The following is a 260-nucleotide window of genomic DNA, read 5'->3' on the forward strand; positions in this document are numbered from 1 at the left end:
CCCAGGTCGTGCCCGCCAGGAGGTTCGTCGCCGTCATCGTCGTCGTGCTGCCGAGCAGGTTGGAGATGAGGCTGGTCAGCAGAGCCTGCGAGAGCACCGCCGAGTGCGTGTAGAGGCCGGCGGCCGGCCCGGACGTCGTGATGTTCGCAGCAGGCACCGGGGCTGTCGTAGCCCCCTGGGTGAGCGTGAGCCTGGTTCCGCTCGCGGGGTACGGCGACGTCCAGTCGAGCCTGACGCTCTGGAAGATGCCGAGCCCGTTG

Annotated in this window: 1 protein-coding gene; it reads right to left on the bottom strand. The window is 69.6% G+C overall.

The window, feature by feature from the left end; translation table 11 throughout:
* A partial coding sequence (locus SB753_RS38605; RefSeq protein ID WP_410805354.1) for a hypothetical protein occupies positions 1-260 on the bottom strand: 260 nt, incomplete at both ends.

This window comes from Paraburkholderia sp. SIMBA_053, assembly GCF_046534895.1.
GTDB classification, from domain to species: Bacteria; Pseudomonadota; Gammaproteobacteria; order Burkholderiales; family Burkholderiaceae; genus Paraburkholderia; species Paraburkholderia caledonica.